Raw genomic sequence first — 21740 nt, forward strand, 5'->3', positions numbered from 1 at the left:
GAAGGGTCAGAGTCGCGTATCGACGCCGCTGAGGGCGGAACGGACGCGCACGGGAGCCACCACCGAGGTGGGCAGCTGACGACCGTACGCGAACATGGGTGTGAACCTAGACGAGGAACCGCCCGCGGCTCGACCGATTTATTCGCCGCCGAGCGCCTGGAGGGTCTTCGCGGGCATCTCCACGGTCTGGCTCTTCGCCGGGGCCTTCACGTCGACCTTCGCCCCGATCTCCGAGTATGAAGTGACGGTCTTGCCGGAGCCGGGCACGACCGCCTCGGAGTCCAGCGTCAGCTTGCTCAGATATCCGCCGGGCGCGACCTCCGCGGTGAACGGCACGTCGGCGGCGGCGAAACCACCGGTCAGCGGCAGCTTCTCGCTGTCGACGGTGCCGGTGTAGGTCCGGTCGCCGGTCTTGCGCACGCCGGTGGCCTCGGTCAGCACCTGAACCGCGATCCGCGGGTCGATCCTCGCCGGGCTGAGCGTGCTGCCGGCGGGCATCTTCGCGGCGTCGAGGTGCATCCAGTCGCCGCCGGCGAAGCTCTTCGCGAGGCTGCCGCTGACCTTCACGTACAGGTCGTCGCCGATCGCCCGGACGCTGACGTCGCCGAAGCCGGTGAGGTCCAGCTTCAGGTCGAGGAGCTTGTGCTTGGTGTCGAAGGCGCCGGTCCCGGTCACCCCGCCGGTCATGGTGAGGTCGAGTTTGCCGCTGGAGGCGGTGAGCTTGGTCGCGGCGGCGGCGAGCTCCTTGGCGGCCGCGGCCGACGCGGCGGAGGTGGCCTCGGGCGTGCCCGCGGCGGCCGGCTCCTTGTCGTCGCAGGCGCTGAGGCCGGCAAGCGCCAACAGAGCGGCGCCGGTTACGGCCAGACGTCCCATACTCATCGTCGTGCTCTCCCTCAGCTCTGCACCCGGCCGATCACCATAGCGTCCCGCCGGGGCACGATCCAGGGCGCTCGGCGACCCCCGAGGCTCGCCGAGCGCCCCGGTCCGGTCAGAGCGGGCTGAGCGTGAGCCCGGCCGACCGCGGGTCGTTGCTGCTGACCAGCGACTCGAAGCCGCCGACGTCGTCGAACGGGAACGCGTACGCCTTACCGTCGGCCATGTTCTGGTGCACGATCTTCGCGTACTGGTTCGTCGGGGTGGTGACGTAGAACTTCGACGCATCGGTGCTCGGCTGGGTGGCGATGGCACCGAGCGTGGTGCGGTTGAGCGCGGCGCAGAGCGTGCGGGCGATCGGCCCGACCACGTTGTCGTTCGGCGCGAACAGGTTGCCGGCGCACTCCCAGACGTTCTGCGGGGTGGGCTTGTTGAACGTGGCGACCGTCGCCCCGGAGGTGTTGGTGAAGGTCATCACGGTGCCGGAGGTGCGCCCGAAATACTTGACGCCCGGCTGGTCGGCGAAGGGCACCACGGTCAACGTCTTCGAGGCGTACGTGTTCCACGCGCTCGTGATGTACGGCTCGAAGAACGCCGAACTGGCGAGCCCCTTGCCCGGCGCCAGCACGCGCAGCACGGTCCCGTCCGAGCGGGTCTGCACCAGGCTCGCGAAGTTCGGCAGCGCCTTGATCCCGTTGATGATGTTCTGCCGCCCGTTGGCGACCGGCGCGCCGGTGCTGGTGGTGACCCCGTTCGCCCCGGTGACCTGCACCTTGTGGATCAGACCGAGCATGTCCACCTGTGAGCTGTTGAGCCACAGGCCGGCGTCGTTGTAGGTGAACTCGCTCCAGTCGAAGAGCGTGTCCCGGTTGGTGTCGCCGGCCGCCCACGGCGCGGGCTGAACCAGGGCACCGCCGGTGACCAGGTAAAAGTTGATCTTCTTGCCCAGCGAGAAGTAGACCCGGCCGGAGATCCCGCGCGGAATCTGCAGGGTCCTGCTGCCGCCGTTGGCCGGCCCGGCGATCGACACGTCCGGCGCGGCCGTCGGCGGGACCGAGCCACCGGTCCAAGCGGTGAACGTGCCGCCGGCGTTGACGTAGCCGAGCCTGCCGGTGGCCAGGTTGGTGCCGAGAACGTACAGGTAGACGGCGTCACCTCGGCCGGTGTTGTTGGTGACGGTGAGGGGCAGCGGGGACGGGCCGACCGCTTGCGCCGGCGCGGCGGCGGTAGCGATCAGAGCGATGACGGATGCGGCGAGAACAGCCAGTTTTCGGCGCACAGGGGGACTCCCTTCCAGTTGGGGGAACGGATGAGAGAGCGCTCTCAGCGTTGCTGAGCCATCGATCGACGTCAAGGAAAAGTTTCTTAAATGTTTCAGTCCTGAAAACCGCGGCGGGGTCGGCCAGCTTCCGCTCCACCGATGTCGCGGCGCAAGGCGGCCGGCGCCCACGGTCCCGAAACGGCCGTGCTACCTGGCCCAGCCCAGGTTCAACGGCTGGGCTCGGTGGCGGTATCCCTTGCAACATGTGGACCAGCCGGGCTCGACTCAATGCCACTCAGCCCAAGTTGATCTTGGGTTCGGCGGTGGGCGGGGCACGGCCTTTCGGGGCTTGCTTGCGGGTGGCCGGGTGGCCGGGGTTGGTCGCCATACGGTGTGGCCGACGGGTTGCGGCCGATGACGCCGCTCGCGGTTGCCGGACGGGCAGGGTCGTCCCGGGATGCGGACCGCAGGCGGCGGCCGGGACAGTGGCCAAAGGCGGACGGTGGCTGGCAAGCGTCCGCGCCCACCCCGGAACGGCGGCAACGACCGCGGCCCGGGCAGCCTTGTAAAGAGCGCGTCGAAAGCGGCGGCGGTCACCATCCCGCCCCGGTGCGCCGGCCGGACTTCGCCCGGCGGCACCGGGGCTCGCTCAGCCGGACACGGTGGAGCGCAGGGCACGCAGGCGGCGGGCGGCCACCGGATCGGTCACCGGCACGGCCGCGAGCAGTTCCTTCGTGTACGCGTGCCGGGGCTGTTCGTACACCTCGGCGGTCGGCCCGATCTCCACGACGACGCCGTCCTTGAGCACCGCGACCCGGTCGGCGATCCGGCGCAGTACGGCCAGGTCGTGCGAGACGAAGACCAGGGACAGGCCGAGCTCCCCGCGCAGTTCCTCGAGCAGGTCGAGGACCTGCGCCTGGGTGGTGACGTCCAGCGACGACACCGGCTCGTCGCAGACGATCAGCCGGGGTGCGGGCGCGATGGCCCGGGCGATGCCGACGCGCTGCCGCATGCCGCCGGAGAGCTGGTGCGGGTAGCGGTCGTACTCGGAAGCCGCCAGTCCGACCCGTTCCAGCAGCGCCGAGACCTCGGCTCGCGGGTCGCGTACTCCCCTCAGGCGTAGCGGGTCGGCGATGCTCTCGCCGACGGTCCGGCGCGGGTTCAGCGACGACAGCGGGTCCTGGAAGACCATCTGCACCGACCGCCCGCGCCGCCGCCCGATGTCCACCCCGTCGAAGGTGATCGACCCCGAGGTGGGCGACGTCAGGCCGACCATCATCCGGGCCAGGGTGGTCTTGCCGGTCCCGGACTCGCCGACGATGCCGAGCGTCTCCCCGGCGTGCACGTCCAGGGTGACGCCGTCGACGGCCCGGATCGGCGGCGGCTTGCGCAGCGAGCCGCGTCGCGGTTGCGGGAAATGCTTGCGTACGTCCTTGACCCGCAGCAGCGGCTCGCCGGGCTCGAGCTTCCGGGTTCCCGGCTTGGGCACCGCGTCCAGCAGCGCCTTCGTGTAGTCGTGCCGCGGCGAGAGCAGCACGCGCTCGGTCGCGCCCGCCTCGACCGCCCGCCCCTGGCGCATCACGATCACCGAGTCGCACGACCCGGCCACCACTCCGAGGTCGTGGCTGATCAGCAGGAGCGCCGCCCCGGTCGTGGCGCGCACCTCGTCGAGCAGGTCGAGGATCTGCGCCTGCACGGTCACATCCAGGGCCGTGGTCGGCTCGTCCGCGATGATCAGCTGGGGCCGGCAGGCGATCGCCATCGCGATCAACGCGCGCTGCCGCATCCCGCCGGAGAACTGGTGCGGGTACGCCGCGGCCCGCCGCACCGGGTCCGGGATGTGCACCTGGCCGAGCACCTCGACCGCGCGTTCCCGGGCCGCTCGGCGGGACGCGCCGGTGTGCAGCCGGTACACCTCGGCGATCTGGTCACCGACGGTGTGGAAGGGGCTGAGCGCGGTGAGCGGCTCCTGGAACACCATGGTGATCCGCGCACCGCGGATCTCCTTCCACGGCGGGTTCGCCAGGAGATCTACCCCGTCGAAGGCGATCTCGCCGGTGACCTGCCCGGAGGTGAGGCCCAGCAGGGCCAGCGCGGCCGTGCTCTTGCCGGAGCCGGACTCGCCCACGATGCCGAGCGACCCACCGGCCGCCAGCTCGAAGGAGAGCCCGTCGACCGCCGGCTTGTCGCTGAAGGTGATCCGGAGATCGTCCACTTTCAACAGAGTCATCGCAGTTGCACCCGGGGATCGACGGCGGCGTAGAGGAAGTCGGCGGCGGCGTTGGCGATCACGATGATCAGGCCGGTGAGCAGGGTGACCCCGACGACGACCGGCAGGTCGATCTGGTTCACCGCGCCGACCAGCAGCTGACCGACGCCGGGGAGGCCGAACATGGTCTCGGTCAGCACCGCACTGGTCATGATCGCGGCGACGTCCACCGCGGTCAGCGTGATCAGCGGCAGCAGGGCTCCGCGCAGGGCGCGGCGCCGGAGGATCCGGCGCTCCGGGATCCCGTAGGCGCGTGCGGTGCGGATGTGATCCTCGGCGAGGGTCTCCTGCAGACCGGCCCGGGTCAGCCGGGCGTAGGCGGCGGTCTGGATCACCGCGAGGGAGATCCACGGCAGCAGCAGGTTCTGCGCCCAGAGCAGCGGGCTGGTGGTGAACGGGACGTAGGTGGGGAACGGCAGCCACCGCAGGTGCACGCAGAAGAGCAGGAGCAGCAGCAGGCCGACCAGGAAGACGGGGACCGCGTACCCGGCGAGGACCAGGCCGTTGACCAGGCGATCGAGCCAGCGGAACCGGCGTGCGCCGGAGAGCAGGCCGGCGCCGACACCGATCGCCAGCGAGAGCACCTCGGCGCCGATCGCGAGCGAGAAGGAGACCGGGATCCGGTCCAGCAGCAGGGCGGTGACCGGCTGGTCGGTCTCGAAGGAGTAGCCGAGGCAGGGCGCCGGGCAGTGCCGCACGTCCGGACCGGCCGGGTAGTCGCGTCCGGTGAAGACGCCTTCCAGGAAGTGCCAGTACTGGGTCCAGACCGGATCGGCCAGACCCATCGCCGCGCGCACGTCCGCGAGTCGTTCCGGGGTGCAGCCCTTTCCGCAGGTGAGGATCGCCGGGTCGGACGGGGCCAGGTAGAACAGCGCGTAGACGATCGCGGAGAGGGCGAGCAGGACGAGCGCGGCGCCGGCGATCCGGCGGATCAGATAGCCGATCATCGCAGGACCTCCCGCTGCCGCGGGTCGAGGGCCCGGCGCAGGCCGTTGGCGACCAGCACGAAGGAGAGCAGGGTGAGGAACAACAGCAGCCCCGGGAGGAAGACGTAGAACGGGTCGGCCCGGAACCAGGTGGTCGCGCTGGAGAGCATCTGGCCCCAGGACGGGGTCGGTGGGCGGACCCCGACGCCCAGGAAGGAGAGACCGGCCTCGACCACCATGTTGGTGGGCAGCAGCAGGGCGGCGTAGGTGAGGATCGGGGCGGTCAGGCCGGGCAGGATCTCCCGCCGGGCGACCCGCCACCAGGGCGCGCCGGCCACCTGGGCGGCCGCCACGTAGTCACGGGTCCGCAGGGTGAGCGTCTCGCCGCGGCTGATCCGCGCCGTGCCGCCCCAGCCCAGCACCGCGATCACGGTCGCCAGCAGCAGCGGCCGGGGCCAGTCCTGCGGCACGATCGCGAGCAGCGAGATCGCCATGACCAGCACCGGAACCGAGAGGACCAGGTCGATCACCCGGCTCAGCCCGGCGTCCAGCCAGCGGCCGCCGAGCCCGGCGGCGACCCCGAAGCCGACGCCGAGCAGCACCTCCAGGAACGTGGCGCCGAGCGCGACACCGACCGACACCTGTGCCCCGTAGACCACCCGGGCGAACAGGTCGCGGCCGGTGCCGGGTTCGACCCCGAGCCAGTGCTCGCCGCTGATCCCGCCGAACGACCCGATCGGCACGCCGCCACGGGCCGAGTCGAGCAGCCCGTCGTGGTACGTCGTGTAGTCCTGACCGGCGAGCGCGGCCAGCAGCGGCGCGGTGACGGCGACCAGCACCATGGTGCCGGCGATCACCGCGCCGGTGAGGAAACCGCGGTCCCGCCGCAGGGCGGCGAGCGCCCTGGACGGGACCGGCGGTGCGGAGGGAGCGGTCGTCACTTGACCGAGATCCGGGCGAGGTCCAGCTGCCCGCGCCAGCCGTCGGCGTACGCGTTCTTGACGTTCTTGCCGTAGAGGTAGACGTCCTTCTCGTGGGTCAGCGGCAGGACCAGGGCCAGCTTGCCGAGCTTGGCGTCGAGGGCGCCCCAGCGCGCGGCGGCCTCGGCCGGGTCGGTGAGCGCGTTGATCGCGTCGATCTCGGCGTTGACCTCGGAGTCGTTGTACTGGGCCAGGTTGAAGTTGCCGCCCGCGGTGATGATCTGCCGGCCGTCGAAGATCGGGATCAGGAACGGCCCGCCGGACGGCCAGTCGGCGCCCCAGGTGGCCAGCGCCAGGCCGGGCTGGGTGGCCGGCTTGCCGGTGACGTCGCGGTAGGTCGCGGAGTCGATGGCGGTCAGCTTGACCGTGACGCCGGCCTGCTTGAAGGCTTCCTGGATGGCGGAGGCGACCTTGGGGCCGACACCCTCGCTGTCGTCGTTCTGGTGGGCGAGCTCGATGGTCAGGTTGCTGAGGCCGGCCTCGGCGAGGACCTGCTTGGCCTTCTCCGGGTTGCCGCCCTCCCCGGCCGGGAAGTAGTCGTACGCCTGGTGGCCGAGGGCCTTCTGCGGGGGCAGGAACGTGGTGGAGGCGCCGACCACCGCGGAGCCGCCGAGGGCGTTGACGACCGAGGTGCGATTGATCGCGTACGAGAGGGCCTCGCGCACCTTCGGGTTGTCGAACGGCGCCTTCTTGGTGTTGAAGGCGAGGTACGTGGTCGACGGGAATTCACCGCGGGTGACCCGCTTGTCCAGTTCCGAGCCGGTGCCGAGCTGGGCGAGCTGCTCCGGGCCGACGACCGCGTCGGTGGTGACCGCGGCGGCGTCCGGGCCGGCGCCGGTGACCAGGCGCTGGTTGATCACCGCGGAGTCGAGCCCGGAGGTGACCTCGATCCGGTCCGGGCAGGCGTAGCGCAGCTCGTCGATCTTGGTCGACCAGTGCGTGTTACGGACCAGGACCAGGGACTTCTTCGGCTCGTACGACTCCACCCGGTACGGGCCGGAGGAGATCGGGTGCTTCTCGTACTCGGTGCCGGTGTCCTTGGCCTTCGGGACCGGCGCGAACTGGGTGGCGGTGGCCAGGAACGGGAAGTCGCCCTCGGGCTTGCTCAGCTTGAAGACGATCGTCTTCGCGTCCGGCGTCTCGATCGACTTGATGCCGTCCGGCTGCTTGTAGGGGCCCTGGTAACCGGCCGCGTCCTTGAGCCAGTCGCGCAGGTAGGGCGCCCCGCCGGGGAGTTCCGGGGCGAACGAGCGCTCGATGCCGTACTTGACGTCGGCCGAGGTGATCGGCGTGCCGTCCTCGAAGGCGACGCCGTCGCGCAGGTGGTAGGTCCAGGTCTTCGCGCCGTCCGACGGGGTGCCCAGGTCGGTCGCGAGGTCCGGGGCCGGCTTGGTGCCGGCCTCGCCGGGCTGCCGGTTGCGGGTGGTCAGTGTGCGGAACAGCAGCGACGGCACGTTGCCACCGCCGGAGGTGTAGAGCCGGGCCGGGTCGAGGTGGGTGATCCCGCCCTGGTTCAGGACCGTCAGCGTGCCACCCTGGCAGGTCGCCGGGTCGAAGGCCGCGTTCGAGGCGGTGCTGTCGCCACCGCCGCCGTCCTGGCAACCGGCGAGTAGCACGGTCGCCGCGAGAACGATGGGCACGAGTCTGCGCATGAGGATTCCTTAGGACGGAGCCACAACGCATGTGAACCTATCGGATCGATAGGCTAAGTGCACTATCCCCGCAACAATCGACGCAGATCGTTTAAATTCGTCTCCGGCCGGACTCTCGCCCGGCCGGCACGATCCCCGTTGGGACAGCGTCACACCTGATCGGGAGCGGTCACCGGCTGGGCTACATCCCAGTGCTCGACGATCAGATCGTCCTCGAAACGCCAGACGTCCACGACCGCCTCGCCGAGCCCGCCCTCCTGCGGGATCAGCCGGTAGTGGGCGACCACGAACTCGTCGTCGGCGATCACGCGCTTCAGGTCAAGGGTCGAGGTCGCGATCGGGCCGGTGCTGATGAACTCGATCCACGCCTCCTTGTCACGCGGGCTGTCCGGGTCGTGGTTGATGAAATCGTCGCGGATGACTTCTTTCAGCACTTCGACGTCGCCCGCGGCGAAACGGCCGAACGCGTCCAGGAAAATATCCTTGATGCTCATGCCCGCACCATGGCATCGATGCGACGCCCTCGTCGATCGCCACGGTCGCAGCCATCCGCCAAACTTCCGAAAGCGGCCGCACTTCTCTCAAGTACGGGTGAGCGCCGCCGACAACTAATCCCGAGCGATCCGGTGGGCCGGGACTACCCGGCCGAGAGCAACCGGCGGGCACCTCTACGGGCACCGCCGTGACAACTCCGTTCCCGGAATCTTCTTCGCATGCCCGGCGGGCAACACCGCCGGACTACCTGGGGGGATTCGCTGTGAACCGCTCGACGCTGCGTAAGACCGTACTGACGCTGACCGCTCTCGCCACCGCGCTCGGTCCGGCGATGGTGGCCGTGCCCGCTCAGGCCTCTTCCGGCGCCACCGCTTCCGGCACTACCGCCTCCCGCGCCACCGCTTCCGGCGCCACGACGAAGAACTGCGTGACCGGCGCCAAGCTGGTTCCCACCTGCGGCGTGCTGTGGGGCGCCGCGGCCGGCGGCTTCACCGGCAAGCCGCGCGACCTCGAGCACCGCAACTGGGAGAAGACCAGCGGTCGCACCGCGACGATCTTCCACACCTACCACAAGGGCGACGAGAAGTTCCCGACCGACGCGGAGATCGCGATGGCCCGGGACAAGGCGAACCCGCGGGTGCTGCTGCTGAACTGGCGCGTCGAGTACGGCTCGACCTGGGCCGCCGTCGCCGCCGGCAAGCAGGACAAGCGGATCGACGCGTTCGCCGAGCGGGTCAAGACGAAGTTCCCGGAGAAGTTCTTCCTGGTGCTCAACCACGAGCCGGAGGACGACGTGCGCACCGACGCCAAGTCGGGCATGACCGCCAAGGACTTCGCTGCGTCCTACCGGCACGTGATCCAGCGGCTACGCGGCAAGGGCGTGAACAACGCGGTCAGCGTCGTCGCCTACATGGGCAACGAGAAGTGGATGGCCCGGGACTGGTGGAAGGACCTCTACCCGGGCGACGACGTCGTCGACTGGATCGGCCTGGACTCGTACGTCAGCGCGGAGAAGAACTACTACCACGCCGGCGTCTTCAAGGACCTGCTGGACCGTAAGGCCAAGGGCGGCACCGGCTTCTACGACTGGGCGACCAAGACTCACCCGGGCAAGCCGGTGATGGTCGCCGAGTGGGGTGCCTACCACCGCATCGGCAAGGTGGCCGACAAGTCGGCGCAGTTCAACAGTGTCCTGCCGGAGCTGGCCAAGCGTCCCGCGGTCAAGGCGATCGTGTACTTCAACACCAAGAAGGACGCCTTCGGCGACCGGGACATCAGCATCGACAGCTCGCCGTCCTCGCTCGCGTCCTTCCGCAAGCTGGCCGCGAACCCGATCTTCAACGTCGCGGTCCGCTGACCCCGCATCGAGCCGCCCGGCCTGACACCGGGCCCTGAACCACTGCGAGCCGCCCGGCCTACCGCCGGGCGGCTCGATCAGTTTCCGGTCAATTCGACGCCGACGGGGCGGGGGTCGCGGCAGACGGGGCGACGCCGGGCGCGTTTCCGCCATTTTGCGTACGCCGATCGCCGTGCCGCCCGGGGCCGAAACCACCACGGTCGCCACCGCCCGGGCCCCGGCCGAAGCGCTCGTCCTCCGGGCCGAACCGGCCGTGGCGGTCGAAACCGCCGTGGCGGTCGCCGTGGTGACCGACGACGGCCCCGCCGACCGCGGTGACGCCCGCGCCCAGGACACAGCCGAGCAGCAGGGCGGCCGCGACGGCCAGGATCGGCGCTCGCCGGCCACGCCAGCGCGCTCGGCCCGGCCCCGCGGGCGGGCCGGCCGGGACGTACGCCATCCCCGGCGGCGGGGGCGGCGGCTGGTTGCCACCGGTGCCGATCGGCACGTAGGCCCAGCCGGGCGGGGGCGGCGGCAGGGGCTCCCCGGCGACGGTGGACGCGTAGGCGCTCCCGGCCGGCTCCACGGTGGGCGCCGGCTCGCCTTCGGCCGACGGGGTCGTGGCGGGCGCGGCGGCCGGCTCCGGGGCGGAGAGGTCGCGGGTTTCGTCGGCCCTGGGTGATGGGGTGACCGGCTGAGTGGCCGGGTTCTCGTCAGGCATCGGGGGGACTCCGGGTTCGATCGCGGGGTGATGGGCGGCCGAGTACGAGGATCGCTCGGAGAACTAAGACGATCGGGGTTCGGCGCATAAGAAACGTCTAAGAGCGATCGGGGACGAAGTACGCGTCAGGGGCGTTGCGGCGCGCGGCGGGCCCGGGTGGCGTGGGAATCGCACGGGGCGTGGCCGGTGGCCTGGGCACGGGGCTCCATCGGTCGTACCGGCGAAGGGGTTTGATTTTCTGAAAGCTTTGTTTTTCTGAAAGCGGCGAAGCCGCCGGGAACCGACGGGCGGTCCGGGCCGACTAACCGGCAACCCGACGAGAGAGATCTACTGACACCATGAAGAAACGCCTTCTGCTCGCCCTCGCCACCGTGCTCGCCGTGCTGGTTCCGGCGGCGCCGGCCGCGGCGCACAATCCGCTTGTCGAGGCGGTGCCGGCCAAGAACGCGACCGTGAAGAAAGCACCGGAATCGGTCACGCTGACGTTCCTGGAGAAGCTGAACACGGGCACCAAGATCGCCGTGACCAATGCGGACGGTGCGGCCGTCGGCGGGTCGGAGCCGAAGGTCAGCGGGAAGACCGTGTCGGTCACCTTCGGCGAGCCCCTGACGAACGGGAAGTACACGGTCGCCTACCAGATCACCGCGGCCGACGGTGACGTGGTCAAGAGCTCGTACACGTTCACCGTGGCCGCGCCGGAGGCCTCGCCGACCCGTTCGGAGGTGCCGGTCGCGGAGGTCTCGGCCACCGCGGCGAGCCCCGTCGCCATCGCGACGACGCGGCAGGCGAGCGCGGAGAGCGACAGCGACAGCGGCGGCCCGTGGCTGGGCCTGGCCGCCGGGATCGGGATCCTGGTGCTGGCCGGCGCGGCCGTCTTCGTCTTCATCCGGCGGCGGAACACTTCCGCCTGAAAGCCACTGACCGTCCGAAAGGGAGGCACCCGTCCGGGGCGCCTCCCTTTCGTGCATTCCTGTGAGGTTTGTAAACAGTGGTCAATGGTCTTTACGACCGCGACACTGCTTGGTAACTTCCTGAAACAAGTTGCAAGGACTTGCAGGACCCTCCGGACCCCGGCCGCCCACCAGGCCCGCCGATCCCCCGGATGTGGCGCGAACCCGCTCCAAATCAGCAGCTCATCCCCGGCTCAAGGGTTGAAAGCGTCACGTGAAAGAAGTTTCACCACCCGTCCCCAGCAGAAAGCGCCCCCACCATGCGTAAGAGAACCCGCAACCTGGTTCTTACCTCCGTGACCAGCGTCGCGCTGGCCGCCGCGGGCCTGGCCGGCGTCAGCCTGGCCACCACCGCGAACGCCGCCGTGGCCCTTAACAACAGTGACGTGACCGCGAACCTGTGGGAGTGGAACTTCGACTCCGTCGCGGCCGCCTGCACCAACCAGCTCGGCCCGGCCGGATACGGCGCGGTCCAGGTCGCCCCGCCGCAGGAGTCGGTCACGCTCGCCTCCAGCAGCGACGGCACGCACCCGTGGTGGGAGGTGTACCAGCCGGTCTCCTACAACATCTCCGGCCGCCTCGGCAGCCAGGCCAAGTTCACCAGCATGGTCACCGCCTGCCACAACGCCGGCGTCCGGGTCTACGTGGACGCGGTCATCAACCACATGGCCGGCTCGAACAACACCGTGACCACCGGGTACGGCGGCTCGACGTTCAGCGCGACCGGCTACTCGTACCCGGCGGTGCCGTACTCGTACAGCGACTTCCACCACCCGAACGACGGCTACTGCTCCGACGACGACGGGGTGATCGACGACTACGGCAACTCGGCCGAGGTGCAGAACTGCGAACTGGTCTCGCTCGCCGACCTCAAATCGCAGGACAGCACGGTCCGTACGAAGATCGCCGGCTATCTGAACAAGCTGATCGACTGGGGTGTGGACGGCTTCCGGGTCGACGCCGCCAAGCACATGGCCGCCGCCGACCTGTCCGCGATCAAGTCGCAGCTGCACAGCACCACCGCCGAGGGCAAGACCCCGTACTTCGCCCAGGAGGTCATCCCGGGCGGCAGCGGGGACACCGCGCCGAGCGCCTACACCGGCGTCGGCGACCTGCTCGGCTTCTCCTACGCGTACGGCCTGAAGACCCAGTTCGCCAACGGCACGCTCAGCAACCTGTCGGGCATCCCGTCGTGGAGCCTGGACGCGTCCAGCGCGCTGACCGCGGCCATGGTCACCAACCACGACCTGGAGCGCAACGGCAGCACCCTGCGCTACCAGGACGGCTCCACGTACACCCTGGCCAACTACTTCCTGCTGGCCTACCCGTACGGCAAGCCGTTCCTCTACGACGGTTTCGCCTTCTCCACCTCGGCGACCGGCGCCTCCCCGCCCGCCGACTCGAACGGCTACGTCACGGACACCAGCTGCTCGAACGGCGCCTGGCAGTGCTCCACCCAGAGCACCGGTATCAAGGGCATGGTCGGCTGGCGCAACGCCACCCAGTCGGTGACCACGGTGTCGAACTGGACCAACACCGCCAGCAACGTGATCGGTTTCAGCCGCGGCTCGCTCGGCTGGTTCGGCGTCAACCGCTCCGGCAGCGCGTCCACCGCGACCTACACGACCGGCCTGGCCAACGGCACCTACTGTGACCGGATCACCGGCGGCGCGACCACCAGCGGCTGCGCCGGCACCTCGATCACCGTCTCCGGCGGCACCGCGTCGGTGACCATCCCGGCCAACGGTGCCGTGGCGATCGACGTGAGCGCGAAGTCCGGGGCGGGGAGCACGACCTCGCCGACCGCCAGCGCCAGCGCGACCAGCAGCCCGTCCGCCAGCGCGAGTGCGACCACCAGCCCGTCCGCGAGCGTGACCCCCACCTCGACCACCGGGACGGTTCAGGCGACGTTCAACGTCTACGCCAGCACGACCAGCGGCACCGGCGTCTACGTGGTCGGGTCGAACGCCGCCCTGGGTGGCTGGGACACCTCGAAAGCGGTCGCCCTCTCCGCCACCGGATATCCGATCTGGACCGGCACCGTCGCGGTACCCTCCAGCTCCGGCTTCGAGTACAAGTACATCAAGAAGGACTCGTCCGGGAACGTGACCTGGGAGAGCAACGCGAACCGGGCGGTGACCACCGGCACCTCGGCGGTCACGTTCAACAACAGCTTCGGGGTAGCGAACGCCAGTGCCACCGCGGTGACCTTCAACGAGACGGCCACGACCGCGACCGGGACCAACGTCTACCTGGTCGGCTCGATCGCCGCGCTGGGCGGCTGGAACACCGCCGATGCGATCCCGCTCTCGTCGGCCGGCTACCCGGCCTGGAGCAAGGCGGTGGTCGTCCCGCAGAGCACCGCCTTCGAGTACAAGTACCTCAAGAAGGACGCCTCGGGGAACGTGACCTGGGAGTCCGGCAGTAACCGGTCGTACACCACCGGCACCGCCACGTCGTACACGATCAGCGACACCTGGAAGTAGCCCCGGTCAGCGAAGGGCCCGCACCTCGGTGCGGGCCCTTCGCGCTGATCATGAACGGTCATGCCGGGGCGACCCGTAACTCCACCCGGCCCCGCGCCACCGGCACCGGGCCGCCGGCCTCCGCCGCCGCGGCCATCCGGTGTCGGCGCGTCCAGCCATCTGGCACGAAACCATGATCCTCCAATGTGCACCGTCTGCCTATGCTCCGGCGCGTCGATCCCTCCTCGCCCTGTCTGGAGACATCAGATTGTCCATTCGTGCCGTCTCGATACTGATTGTCAGCGCCGCTCTCGCCCTTGCCACCGCCGCGTGCTCCAACACCGAGGACGGGGGTACGGCCAACGCCTCGACCGGCTCCGTCGCCCCCACCACGGCCGCGCCGGCGCCATCCACGACCGGGGCGACCGGCGGCGCCACCACGGTCGTGCCAACTACGGTCAAGGCGACCGATGGTTCCACCGCCGAGGCCGGTCAGGTGTGCCCGGTGACCGTGGAGACGCTGCTCGCGGCGATGCGGGCCGACAAGAACGGCGGCAGCCGGCTGGCGCAGGGCGCGACCCTGGGCAAGCCTGAGTGCTACGACGGCTACGTCCTCATCCGCCAGACGTCGATCAAGGACGCGAACGGTGAGCCGGTGGCCGATGACGAGGTCGCGAGATTCAAGCACGAGTCGGACGGGTGGAGATATCAAGGCTCCCATTCGGCCGACTACTGCGACGGCATGCCCGACGCCACGGCCGAGTACTTCGCGAGCGACTTCTCCGGAGCGTGCGCCCGCCCTGAGTGAGCCGCACCGGCAATCACGCATTGCGACGGCTCAGCCGATGCGCTCGGCCGGCGCGACGATGAGCCCTTCGGGCCCCCGGACGTACGCCATCCGCCAAGGCGGGCGCCGTCCCCGGGCGACTTCAGCATGACGATCTCGGTGCGGGAGCCGGGAATGCCGCAGACCATCTCCACGAACTCGCCCTCGACGAAGGTCCGGCCCCACGGTAGGCGTTCTGAGCCGGGGAGGCGGGTCATTGCGCGGCGTCGTAGGCGCGCCGTGCCCGTTCCACCTCTTCGAGGCCGGCGTCGGCCCAGGTGGTCAGCTGAGCGAAGATCGGGCCGAGGCTGGCACCCAGCTCGGTGATCTCGTATTCGACTCGGGGCGGCACTTCGGCGTGGTAGGTGCGGGTGACGAGCCCGTCGCGTTCGAGCTGCCGCAACCGCTGCGTGAGCACCTTCGGGGTGATGCTGGTCAGCCGGCGCTCCAGCGCCACGAAGCGCTGCCGACCGTGCTCGTGCAGGACCCACAGGATGGGCGTGGTCCATCGACTGAACACGATGTCGATGACCGGCGTGACCGGGCAGGCCAGCTCGGGGTCCGTCGATCGTTCCACGTGCCCTCCATCACACATCCATTACTATCCTCTAGGTACCTACTATGTCGACGCTACTAGCGTTTCCGTCAGCCGCGCGAACGACGCGGCCGAACTGGAGACCACAGATGTTTGTCGTGACAGGAGCCACCGGAAACGTCGGCCGCACGCTCTCGTCGATCCTCGCGGCGTCGGGTGCCGAGGTGACGGCCGTGTCCCGTGGACGACGCCCGCTCGAGGTGCCGGACGGGGTCCGCCACCGGCGCGCAGACCTCGAGCAGCCGGAGAGCCTGCGCCCGGCGGTCGCCGGCGCCGAAGCACTGTTCCTGCTCGTGGAGGGCGCCGGGGCGCAGCTCGACATGCCCGCGATCCTGCGGGTCGCCGCGGCCGGCGGCGTGAAACGCATCGTGCTGCAGTCCTCGCAAGCGGTCGGCACCCGGCCGGGAGCCGCATCGCATGCGCCCTTGCGCACCATCGAGGATCTCGTACGCCGGTCCGGCCTCGGCTGGACGATCCTGCGCCCGGGCGGCTTCGCCTCCAACACCTTCGCCTGGGCCGAGCCGATCCGGGCCGGGCGCACGGTGGCCGCACCCTTCGCCGACGTGGGCCTGCCCGTGGTCGACCCGGACGACATCGCCGAGGTGGCCGCCGCGGCGCTCCGCGACCGCGCACACGACGGGCGCACCTACGAGCTGACCGGACCGGCGCTGAGCACGCCACGCGAACGGGTTGCCGACCTCGCCGCCGCGCTCGGCGAGCCGATCGGCTTCGTCGAGCAGACGTCGGAGGAGGCCCGCGAACAGATGCTGCGGTTCATGCCGCCGCCGGTGGTCGAGGGCACGCTGGCGATCATCGGCGCGCCGACCGAACGGGAGCAGCGGATCAGCCCGCACGTGGCGGAGGTGCTGGGCCGGTCGCCACGTCACTTCGCCGCCTGGGCCGCGCGCAACGTCGACGCCTTCCGCTGACGCGGCGGACGACGGCCTCGCGGTGGTGGCATGCCCTCCACCACCGCGAGGCCGGTCAGGAACGGCCGGGCCGGGTGCCGAGCCGCCACGCCGCGGGGAGCAGTCCGGCCGCTAGGGCGATCTTGAGCGCGTCGCCGGGCAGGAACGGTGTCATGCCGGCGGCGATCGCCTGCTGAGCGTTCAGGTGCAGGGCGACCGCCAGCCACGTGACGCCGACGGCGTAGATGACCAGGTTGCCGAGCAGCATCGTCGGCGCCACCCGCCAGGGGGTACGGTCCGCGCCGCGACGGGCGAGCACCCCGACCAGGGCAGCGGCCAGAACCATGCCGATGAGGTATCCGAACGTCACACCGGGCAGGCCGGCGGATCCGCCGGCGAACCAGGGCACACCGGCGACACCGGCGAGGACGTACGCCAGGCAGGCGGCCGGGCCACGCCACGGTCCGAGGGCCGCGGCGGCGAGCAGCACCGCGAACGTCTGCCCGGTCACCGGGACCGGGCTGCCCGGGATCGGCACGCTGATCTGGGCGCTGACCCCGATGAGCGCGGCTGCGCCGACGACCAGCAGCCCGTCGCGGACCACCGAGCGCCGGGCGCTCAGGAGATCGGCCAGGACGAGCCGCGGCGCGGGAAGTACGAGATCGGACATCAGTGGTGCTCCATGAGGTCGGGCAGCGAGGTGCTGTTCGGCAGGGTGGCGAGCAGGGCGGTGATCTCGGCGGCGTGGTCGATGAGGAAGAAGTGGCCGCCGCTGAAGGTCCGCACGTCCACGGGCCCGGTGGTGTGCTCCCGCCAGGTGGTCGCCTCGGACCCGCTCACCACGGGATCCTCCGTACCGATCAGGACCGTGATCGGGCAGTCGAGCAGGGCACCGGGCCGATGCCGGTACGTCTCGATGGCCCGGTAGTCGGCGCGCAGGGCCGGCAGGAACATCCGCAGCAGGTCCGGGTCGGCGAGCAGGTCACGTTTCGTACCGCTGAGCCGCCGGACCTCCTCGATGACGCCGTCGTCGTCACGCAGGTGGATGCGCTCCTCGCGGTAGCGCGACGGCGCGCGCCGGCCGGACGCGAAGATCCGCAGCGGGGCCGGCAGGCCGGCGCCGGCGAGGCGCAGGCCGATCTCGTACGCGAGGACGGCGCCCATGCTGTGCCCGAACAGGGCCACCGGCCCGGGCTCCTCGGCGACCAGGGCGTCGGTGATCCGGTCGGCCATGGTGTGCAGGTCGTCGACGGCGGGTTCGCGGTGCCGGTCCTGCCGGCCCGGGTACTGCACGGCGAGAACCTGAACCGCCGGGGCGAGCGCCTTGGACAGTGGGAAGAAGAAGCTCGCGGAGCCGCCCGCGTGGGGCAGGCAGACGAGCCGGACGGCGGAGGGCGCACCGTCGTGCAGACGGCGCAGCCAGCGGCCGGAGTCGACCGGCGTGGTCACGGCGTGGTCCTCTCGGGTGCGGTGAGGGCACCGGCGGGCGCCGGCGGCGGCAGGTATCCGACGCTCACGAAGAAGTCGAGGTAACGCTCGAACAGCTCGGCGGTGAGTTCCGGGCAGGTGACGCCGGTGCCGTCCAGGGCCTGTTCGGTGCCGCTGACGTCGATCGACGGGTAGAACGAGCCGCTGTCCGCGATCATCATCTCGAAGGCGTCGAGCAGCGGCAGCAGCGCGTTCTCCCGGTCGGCCTGCACGGACGTCTTCCAGGCCGCCGGGTCCAGGTCGGCCAGCGGATAACCGTAGGAGCGCAGCAACTCGACGACCCGGGTCAGCGGCAGGGAGCTGCGGTTGTAGAAGTGGAACGTCCGCCCTCCGGCCTCGGCCTTCCGGGACAGCGCCACGATGCCGGCGCTGACGTGATCGACCGGCACCAGGTGGTACGCGCCGGCCAGTTCGCCGGGCACCGCCCCGGCCTGCACCATGCCCTTGACGGTGAGCCAGACGAAGTCGTGGGTCTGGCAGGCGCCGTTGCGCTGATCCCCGGAGATCACGTCGACCCGGTAGACGGAGACCGGAAGCCCCCGGTCGCGGGCGATGCCGATGACCTGCTCGGCGACCCACTTGCTGCGCAGGTAGCCGCTCGGCAGGGCCTCCGGCGGGCCGGTCGGGTCGTCGACGGCCAGTGGCACACCGGCGGTGACCGGCCCGGCGAAGACGCCGACCGTCGACACGTGGTGCACCGGCACGGTCCGGTGCCGCGCGGCCAGCCGCAGGATCTCCTGCGTGCCGCCGACGTTGGCGGTCCTGAGTTCGGTGTACGGCCGGAGCCAGTTGACGGTCGCGCCGGCGTGGTAGACGACGTCCACCGTGCGGGCCAGGTGGTCGAAGGTGTCCGGGTCGATGCCGAGGCCGGGCACGGCGAGGTCACCGACGATGACGTCGAGCCGCGTCTCGTCGATCTCGTCCCACACCTGGTACCAGCGCATGTTCTCGCGGACCCGGGCCAGCGCGTCGGCCTCGTCACGGCCGCGGACCAGGCAGTGGATACGCGCGTCGGTGTCACGCATCAGGTCGCGCAGCAGGAACGCGCCGAGGAAGCCGGTAGCGCCGGTGAGCAGGATCTCGTGAGGCTCGTCGACGACGTGCACAACGGTCTCCGCCGGCTGGATGTCGTCGGCGAGGGTGACCTCCGTGGCGAAGTCGATCCGGGCGCCGGCCGCCCCGTTCGCCTGCCCGGGGGCCCGGTTCAACTCGCCCAGCAGGTACGTGGCGAGCCCCACCGGGGTGGGATGGTCGAACACGACGGTGGGCGGCAGTGCCAGCCCGGTCTCGGCGGTGAGCCGGTTGCGCAGCTCGACCGCGGTGAGCGAGTCGAAGCCCTGGTCGCTGAAGGCCCGGTCGGCGTCGACGGTGGTGACGTCGCGGTGCCCGAGCACCCCGGCCACCGCGCCCAGCACCACGTCGCGGACCAGCGCGTCCCGCTCGGTGTCGGCCAGCACGGCGAGGCGGTCGGCCAGGCCCCGGGAGTCGACGTCGGTGTTGCGAGCGGCCGGCCGGCCGCTCGCAACACCGATCAGCGCGTGCAGCAGCGGGGTGGCCTGATCGCGGCGTTCCCGCAGCGCCGCCACGTCGAGCGGGGTGGCCACCAGGGCGGGCTCCGAGGCCCGCAGTGCTGCGTCCAGCAGGGTGGTGCCGTGCGGCACGGTGATCGGCGGGAAGCCGGCGCGGACGATCCGGCGGCGGTCCGCCTCGGTGAGGTGGCCGGTGATGCCGGTGTCCTGTTCCCACAGGCCCCACGCGATCGAGGTGGCCGGCAGGCCGTGGGCCCGCCGGTGTGCGGCGAGGCCGTCGAGGAACGCGTTCGCGGCGGCGTAGTTGCCCTGGCCCGCGCCGCCGATCACGCCGGCGATCGAGGAGAACAGCACGAACGCGGTCAACGGCCGATCCCGGGTCAGCTCGTGCAGGTGCCACGCGGCGTCCGCCTTCGGGCGCAGCACGGCGCTCAGCCGCTCCGGGGTCAGCGACCCGATCAGGGCGTCGTCCACCACACCGGCGGTGTGCACGACCGCGGTGAGCGGGTGCTCGGCCGGGATCGTCGCGAGGGCCGCCGTCAGCGAGGCTCGGTCGGCGACATCACACGCCACGACGTCCACCTCGGTGCCGAGGTCGCGCAGCTCCCGCCGGAGCCGGGCGGCCCCGGCGGCGTCCGGGCCACGACGGCTGGTGAGCAGCAGCCGGGACACGCGGTGGCGGGACACCAGATGCCGGGCGACGACGGCCCCGAGCGCGCCGGTTCCACCGGTGATCAGCACGGTGCCGCTGGTGGGCCAGGTGGGTGCGGCCGGGGCGCCGGGCGTGGTCCGGGTGAGGGCCGGCTTCAGCGGCGTCTCGTCGCGGATCGCGAGCTGGTGTTCCCCGGCGGCCACCGCGGCCGTCAGGGTGGCGTCCGGCAACGGCCAGTGGTCGGTGTCGAGCAGGACGATCCGGTCCGGCGCCTCGGACTGCGCGGACCGCAGCAGGCCCCACAGCGCCGCGGCGGCGGGATCGACGGGTTCGCCGTCGCGGGCGGCCACCGCGCCGCGGGTGATGATCACCAGCGGCACCCCGGTGAGCCGGGGGTCGGCGAGCCAGTCCTGGACGAGGGAGAGCGCCCGGCCGGTCGCCTCGTGCGCCGAAGCCGGCAGCGGGCCGGACGGCGGTTCGCAGTAGGCGTGGACGGCGTCGGCGCCCGTGGCCAAGTGGTGTTCGACGCCGTCCTCGAGCGCACCCCAGCGGGTCGGGCCCTCCGATCGGGCGGTCGCCGGCGTCCAGGTCAGCGCGAACATGCTGGCGCCGGGGCGGTACGTGGCGTCGGCCAGCTCGCCGGCGTCGGCGGCACGCACGGTGACGCCTTCGAGAACGGCGACCGGGCGGCCCGTGCGGTCGGCCAGCTGCACGGTGACGCTGCCGGGGCCGGCGGGCAGCACCCGGACCCGGAGGGTGGTGGCGCCGGTGGCGTACAACTCGGCCCGGTCCACGGTCCCGATCTCGCCGACGGTCCGCAGGGCCGCGTCCAGCAGGGCCGGGTGCAGGCCGTACGCGCCGGCGTCGGTGTCCTCGGCGAGGGTCACTCCGGCGTACGTCTCGTCGTGGCGCCGCCACACACCGGTCACCTCGACCCCGGCCATGGCCGGCAGCTCCGCTTCCTGCGGCTCCGCGCCCGGAGGCGGCCATTCGCTGAGGTCGAAGGCGGCCTGCCGGGTGCCGGTGTGCAGGTGGCCGTGGGCGTGCGGGGTCCACGGGTCCTCGGCGCCGTCGGGGCGGGCGTGCAGGGACACCGGGCGGCGGCCGTCGGGGCCGGGGGCACCGACCCGGATCTGGGTGGCCAGCGCGACACCGGCGGGCCGCACCAGCGGGGTGACGATCGTCAGACTCTCCAGGGTGGAGGACCCGCCCTGATCACCGGCGCGGATCAGCATGTCGACGACCGCCGCGGCGGGGATGTCCGCCGACGATCGACCGGCGAACAGCATCTCGTCGGTGCCGGCCACCGGCATCGCGACGCCCAGCAGCGGATGGTCCGTGGCGATGCCGCCTGCCGGCGTGGAGGAACTCGCCCCGGGGGACGCTTCGATCCAGTAGCGCTTGCGCTGGAAGGGGTAGGTGGGGAGGTCGACGTGGCGCCCGCCGGTCAGCAACGGTGACCAGTCGACGTCGCGGCCGGTGACGTGCAGGTGGGCGAGAGCGGTCAGGAAGGTGGCCTGGCCCTTGCGCATGGTCGGCGCTACCACCGTGACGGTTTCCAGGCTCTGCTGGACCAGCGCGGAGAGCACCGCGTCCGGTCCCAGCTCCACGAACCGGGTCACTCCCTGCTCCTGCAAGGTGATGACGCCGTCGTGGAAACGGACCGCGCTGCGGATCTGCTCACCCCAGTACTCCGCGGTGCAGATCTCGTCACCGGCAAGCCGGCCGGACACGTTGGACACCAGCGGAATCCGCGGCGGTGACAGCCGCAGCCCGGCAACAATCGCCACGAACTCCGGGATCACCTCGTCCAT

17 protein-coding genes are annotated in these 21740 nt (G+C 71.1%); 5 read left to right on the forward strand and 12 right to left on the reverse strand.

Going from position 1 to position 21740, the window contains the following annotated elements; genetic code table 11:
- Positions 1–138: 138 nt before the first annotated feature.
- The 7 genes from CHC09_RS19470 to CHC09_RS19500 all read right to left on the reverse strand — a co-directional run bounded on the left by CHC09_RS19470 (position 139) and on the right by CHC09_RS19500 (position 8455).
- A complete protein-coding gene (locus CHC09_RS19470) occupies positions 139–879 on the reverse strand; it encodes a hypothetical protein (protein WP_179277177.1) in 741 nt (246 codons plus the stop codon).
- A gap of 109 nt (positions 880–988) precedes the next feature.
- Positions 989–2152 carry a beta-1,3-glucanase family protein gene (locus CHC09_RS19475; protein ID WP_089294551.1) on the reverse strand — a complete coding sequence of 388 codons (1164 nt, stop codon included), beginning with the start codon at positions 2150–2152 and terminating at the stop codon, positions 989–991.
- Positions 2153–2783: 631 nt separating this feature from the next.
- Complete coding sequence (locus CHC09_RS19480) at positions 2784–4364, reverse strand: dipeptide ABC transporter ATP-binding protein (protein ID WP_089294552.1); 1581 nt, start codon at positions 4362–4364, stop codon at positions 2784–2786.
- A complete protein-coding gene (locus tag CHC09_RS19485) occupies positions 4361–5350 on the reverse strand; it encodes an ABC transporter permease (RefSeq protein WP_089294553.1) in 990 nt (329 codons plus the stop codon). The genes CHC09_RS19480 and CHC09_RS19485 overlap by 4 nt, the downstream gene beginning before the upstream one ends.
- Positions 5347–6270 (reverse strand): ABC transporter permease, encoded by a 924-nt coding sequence (locus CHC09_RS19490; protein WP_239138707.1) that lies wholly within the window; start codon positions 6268–6270, stop codon positions 5347–5349. Before CHC09_RS19490 ends, CHC09_RS19485 begins: the two co-directional genes overlap by 4 nt.
- On the reverse strand, positions 6267–7961 hold the full coding sequence (locus CHC09_RS19495) for an ABC transporter substrate-binding protein (protein ID WP_089294554.1): 1695 nt from the start codon (positions 7959–7961) through the stop codon (positions 6267–6269). Before CHC09_RS19495 ends, CHC09_RS19490 begins: the two co-directional genes overlap by 4 nt.
- A gap of 149 nt (positions 7962–8110) precedes the next feature.
- Positions 8111–8455: a nuclear transport factor 2 family protein gene (locus tag CHC09_RS19500; protein WP_089294555.1), complete on the reverse strand. Its 345-nt coding sequence runs from the start codon at positions 8453–8455 to the stop codon at positions 8111–8113.
- Between the two features lie 263 nt (positions 8456–8718).
- Here CHC09_RS19500 and CHC09_RS19505 point away from each other — a divergent pair, with 263 nt between their 5' ends.
- Positions 8719–9813 (forward strand): glycosyl hydrolase, encoded by a 1095-nt coding sequence (locus CHC09_RS19505; RefSeq protein ID WP_089294556.1) that lies wholly within the window; start codon positions 8719–8721, stop codon positions 9811–9813.
- 88 nt (positions 9814–9901) lie between these two features.
- On the opposite strand, the gene CHC09_RS19510 is transcribed toward CHC09_RS19505, so the two are convergent.
- Positions 9902–10513, reverse strand: a complete 612-nt coding sequence (locus tag CHC09_RS19510) for a hypothetical protein (protein ID WP_089294557.1) — start codon at positions 10511–10513, stop codon at positions 9902–9904.
- A gap of 338 nt (positions 10514–10851) precedes the next feature.
- Here CHC09_RS19510 and CHC09_RS19515 point away from each other — a divergent pair, with 338 nt between their 5' ends.
- From CHC09_RS19515 to CHC09_RS19525, 3 genes are all read left to right on the forward strand, one after another.
- Positions 10852–11424 (forward strand): copper resistance CopC family protein, encoded by a 573-nt coding sequence (locus CHC09_RS19515; protein WP_089294558.1) that lies wholly within the window; start codon positions 10852–10854, stop codon positions 11422–11424.
- A 299-nt stretch (positions 11425–11723) separates the two neighbouring features.
- Positions 11724–13949, forward strand: coding sequence for a carbohydrate-binding module family 20 domain-containing protein (locus CHC09_RS19520; RefSeq protein ID WP_089294559.1), 2226 nt, complete (start codon positions 11724–11726; stop codon positions 13947–13949).
- 247 nt (positions 13950–14196) lie between these two features.
- Positions 14197–14736 (forward strand): hypothetical protein, encoded by a 540-nt coding sequence (locus CHC09_RS19525; RefSeq protein WP_089294560.1) that lies wholly within the window; start codon positions 14197–14199, stop codon positions 14734–14736.
- 232 nt (positions 14737–14968) lie between these two features.
- Here the strand turns inward: CHC09_RS19525 and CHC09_RS19535 are convergent, their stop codons facing one another.
- Positions 14969–15331 (reverse strand): winged helix-turn-helix transcriptional regulator, encoded by a 363-nt coding sequence (locus CHC09_RS19535; RefSeq protein ID WP_203833332.1) that lies wholly within the window; start codon positions 15329–15331, stop codon positions 14969–14971.
- A 107-nt stretch (positions 15332–15438) separates the two neighbouring features.
- Here CHC09_RS19535 and CHC09_RS19540 point away from each other — a divergent pair, with 107 nt between their 5' ends.
- Positions 15439–16278 carry an NAD(P)H-binding protein gene (locus CHC09_RS19540; RefSeq protein ID WP_089294562.1) on the forward strand — a complete coding sequence of 280 codons (840 nt, stop codon included), beginning with the start codon at positions 15439–15441 and terminating at the stop codon, positions 16276–16278.
- A gap of 55 nt (positions 16279–16333) precedes the next feature.
- Here CHC09_RS19540 and CHC09_RS19545 read toward each other — a convergent pair whose 3' ends face one another.
- Genes CHC09_RS19545 through CHC09_RS19555 form a run of 3 tightly spaced genes read right to left on the reverse strand, consistent with a single transcriptional unit; the run spans position 16334 to position 21731 of the window.
- Positions 16334–16927 carry a biotin transporter BioY gene (locus CHC09_RS19545; RefSeq protein WP_089294563.1) on the reverse strand — a complete coding sequence of 198 codons (594 nt, stop codon included), beginning with the start codon at positions 16925–16927 and terminating at the stop codon, positions 16334–16336.
- Positions 16927–17706, reverse strand: coding sequence for a thioesterase II family protein (locus CHC09_RS19550; RefSeq protein ID WP_089294564.1), 780 nt, complete (start codon positions 17704–17706; stop codon positions 16927–16929). The genes CHC09_RS19545 and CHC09_RS19550 overlap by 1 nt, the downstream gene beginning before the upstream one ends.
- The gene (locus CHC09_RS19555) at positions 17703–21731 is read right to left on the reverse strand and encodes a thioester reductase domain-containing protein (RefSeq protein WP_342352359.1); all 4029 of its coding nucleotides are present in this window, start codon (positions 21729–21731) and stop codon (positions 17703–17705) included. The genes CHC09_RS19550 and CHC09_RS19555 overlap by 4 nt, the downstream gene beginning before the upstream one ends.
- Positions 21732–21740: the final 9 nt, after the last annotated feature.

Origin of the sequence: Actinoplanes regularis (genome assembly GCF_900188005.1) — a bacterium.
In the GTDB taxonomy this organism is placed as follows: Bacteria; Actinomycetota; Actinomycetes; order Mycobacteriales; family Micromonosporaceae; genus Actinoplanes; species Actinoplanes regularis.

Coding starts and splice junctions, on each gene's coding strand:
- CHC09_RS19515 (WP_089294558.1), top strand. CDS start 10,852: ATGAAGAAACGCCTTCTGCTCGCCCTCGCCACCGTGCTCGCCGTGCTG.
- CHC09_RS19500 (WP_089294555.1), bottom strand. CDS start 8,455: ATGAGCATCAAGGATATTTTCCTGGACGCGTTCGGCCGTTTCGCCGCG.
- CHC09_RS19510 (WP_089294557.1), bottom strand. CDS start 10,513: ATGCCTGACGAGAACCCGGCCACTCAGCCGGTCACCCCATCACCCAGG.
- CHC09_RS19495 (WP_089294554.1), bottom strand. CDS start 7,961: ATGCGCAGACTCGTGCCCATCGTTCTCGCGGCGACCGTGCTACTCGCC.
- CHC09_RS19485 (WP_089294553.1), bottom strand. CDS start 5,350: ATGATCGGCTATCTGATCCGCCGGATCGCCGGCGCCGCGCTCGTCCTG.
- CHC09_RS19545 (WP_089294563.1), bottom strand. CDS start 16,927: ATGTCCGATCTCGTACTTCCCGCGCCGCGGCTCGTCCTGGCCGATCTC.
- CHC09_RS19470 (WP_179277177.1), bottom strand. CDS start 879: ATGAGTATGGGACGTCTGGCCGTAACCGGCGCCGCTCTGTTGGCGCTT.
- CHC09_RS19540 (WP_089294562.1), top strand. CDS start 15,439: ATGTTTGTCGTGACAGGAGCCACCGGAAACGTCGGCCGCACGCTCTCG.
- CHC09_RS19520 (WP_089294559.1), top strand. CDS start 11,724: ATGCGTAAGAGAACCCGCAACCTGGTTCTTACCTCCGTGACCAGCGTC.
- CHC09_RS19480 (WP_089294552.1), bottom strand. CDS start 4,364: ATGACTCTGTTGAAAGTGGACGATCTCCGGATCACCTTCAGCGACAAG.